This is a genomic window from Xenorhabdus khoisanae (assembly GCF_001037465.1).
Taxonomy (GTDB): Bacteria; Pseudomonadota; Gammaproteobacteria; order Enterobacterales; family Enterobacteriaceae; genus Xenorhabdus; species Xenorhabdus khoisanae.
In genome coordinates, this window is record NZ_LFCV01000252.1 from 1 (window position 1) to 2,642 (window position 2,642).

The 2,642-nt window shown below is 34.4% G+C and carries 3 protein-coding genes; all 3 read left to right on the plus strand.

The window, feature by feature from the left end; genetic code table 11:
* Positions 1-374 precede the first annotated feature (374 nt).
* The 3 genes from AB204_RS23125 to AB204_RS20610 all read left to right on the plus strand — a co-directional run bounded on the left by AB204_RS23125 (position 375) and on the right by AB204_RS20610 (position 2,441).
* Entirely contained in the window at positions 375-686 is a 312-nt protein-coding gene (locus tag AB204_RS23125; RefSeq protein ID WP_167336753.1) for a hypothetical protein, read from the plus strand.
* A gap of 108 nt (positions 687-794) precedes the next feature.
* Positions 795-1,532, plus strand: a complete 738-nt coding sequence (locus AB204_RS20605; RefSeq protein ID WP_047965250.1) for a cyclase family protein — start codon at positions 795-797, stop codon at positions 1,530-1,532.
* A 165-nt stretch (positions 1,533-1,697) separates the two neighbouring features.
* On the plus strand, positions 1,698-2,441 hold the full coding sequence (locus AB204_RS20610) for a hypothetical protein (protein ID WP_047965249.1): 744 nt from the start codon (positions 1,698-1,700) through the stop codon (positions 2,439-2,441).
* Positions 2,442-2,642: the final 201 nt, after the last annotated feature.

Below are 2,642 nucleotides of genomic sequence, written 5' to 3' on the forward strand. Positions count from 1 at the left end.
CACCAGTGATTTTTTTCAGAATAACACTGGCTAGTGATGTCATTCATTTGTTTTCATTTTAGGTGGTGCCAATTCGTCACCATCGTTTTTTTGGTTAATCTATTTCGGTACTTTATTTTATTTATAAATTGCAAACAATCAAGATAACTTACATCTTATTTTTAACAAAAAATTAACCAAGAAAGTGATAATGGCGAATTTTCCAGAAAATTAACAGGAGGTATCACCACTAAGTATTATTCTTAATTAAATAATTGGCTATGTTAACAAATAATATAAATAAAATTCTTATTATTGCGATATTATCAATACCTAAAATGGGATTTTCTTCAGTAGATGAAAATCTGAATTATTGTGCTACAACGGAATCATGGGTGGCACAAAAAGTCATACAACATGCTGTTGAAGCAAATAAACAACTTGATCCCCAAAATGTGGTATCCACAGTTATTGCCAGACATTTACTGGCAAAAGACAAGTTACCGATAACACTTTCAGATTGGGGGCAACTCTATAATCAGACAATTAAAATATCCATTCCTTTTATTGATAAACAGAAATCTCCTGTGACTTTTATCGCCACCTCAATTATTTCAACGGAAGAGTGCTCATTAACCGAACCTTCTTATATTGATATCACGTCTGAAATTTGGACTATCCCCACTTCTCTGGCCGATGATAAATAAATCAAAACCTGTGAAGCCATCCTCATAATCAGGAGATTGTTGATAAATAAATTGCGGAGAAAAAATGGTGAACGTTTAATCATAAAAAAAACCAAAAATGAGGTTGTTATGACAAACGATATTCTGCAAGCTCTCGCTTTATTGAAATCAAAAAAATGGGTTGATCTGACACACAGTTTTGACAAAGATTCTCCCCATTTTTTTATGTTTGATCCTGCTGAATTTAAAACTCTGTTTGATTATAAAGATGGATTTTTTGCGCAACAATTCACCTTCACAGGACAATACGGTACCCACATTGATGCTCCTTGCCATTTCATTCCTGACGCCCGTTCTCTTGATGAACTGGAATTGAAAGAGCTGGTATTACCCTTGATTGTTATTGACCAGTCAGCAAGAGCCAAGCAAAATCCTAACTTTTCATTGTCTAAAGACGACATTCTTACATTTGAAGCCGAACATGGCATCATTGAAGCAGGCACTTTCGTCGCCTTAAGAACGGACTGGAGTCAACGCTGGCCATCTCAGGAAAAAATGGATAATAAAGACAAACAGGGAAATAATCAAATCCCCGGATGGGGAATAGATGCCTTGAAATTTTTATTTGAAGAGCGGAAAATCAAAGCGATCGGGCATGAAACTTTCGATACAGATTCGGCCGAAGACTTCAGGCGTAATAATGCCTTATTGAGTGAATATTATGTATTGGAACAAGACAGCTACCAAATAGAACTTTTGGCTAACTTAGACCAAGTGCCTGCACGTGGAGCAGTCATATTCAACATCGCGGTCAAACCTAAAAATGCCACTGGCTTTCCGATACGTTCGTTCGCGATATTACCCTGATTAATATCATTGCCCTGATTTTGTAAAAATATAACCATCTAAAGGTGGTTATATAAACTCAACTTATTATTCATAATAAATTCATCAATTAATCTTTTGTCTTATGTTATCTATATCATTATCTATGATTAATGGAAAACATCAATTTTCACCAAGGTAAAAGCCATGTCCATTCAAATGATTTTAAAAGATACAATAGCATTCTCTCGAAGTAGATTTGGTTTAAAATCAACTAATAAACGTTACATGGAACCAGAGTATTTACCACAAAGCAAACAAAATTTACACTCCAGAGAGAACTATATTGAAAGAATGATTAAGTCACGCTACTTGCGGGATGCATTAAACATCCTTTCACCAGAGAAAAAATATAAAGCCATTTTGCAGAAAGAACCCAATCAACTTCTTGGAAATTGCGAAGAATATTCATTAATGGCTTTCTTCTATTTAATGGAAGAAAAGTCTAAAGATATTCTGATAAATCTTGGCTCATCTTATTTCATTGAATACATAGTAACCTTAAACTCATACCATCACTGTTTTATTGCAATTGAACCTATGAAAGATCCTTTATATCGCCAAGAAAGGGAGTCACTTAGTCCGGGAAAACCATTAGCACCTAATTCGTGGATATGTGATCCATGGGCAAATATAGCTTGTCCAGCGGTGTATTATCCTCTTGAGTGGAAGCTAAAAATGCAAAAATGGAACGATAGGAAAAAATATATTAGAAGATTTACAGATCAGTTCATCCCTCCTACCGACAATTGTACATATTTTCTTATCGAAAATAGTGTTCAAACAATTATTCTATTAGCGCAGATTACACTGAAAAAAGAACCTGAGACTCCAAAAGAAAATCTAAGTAGTGTGTTCTCTTCTCTTTCTAAAAATGGGTTATGGCCATAATTAAATTTTTGCATCTGAGCCATGGATAGAAATCCAAAGGTACACATAGTTTAATTTGTTACAGATGACTGGTTATGTTAGTCATCTGTAACAAGATTGCATTTTTCACTTTCTAAGCGGCATACGGATCACCGCTGTAACTATCGACTTCGCCGTGAACATCAAAATAGTTTCAGTTGTTTTATTTTAATAAAATAACAT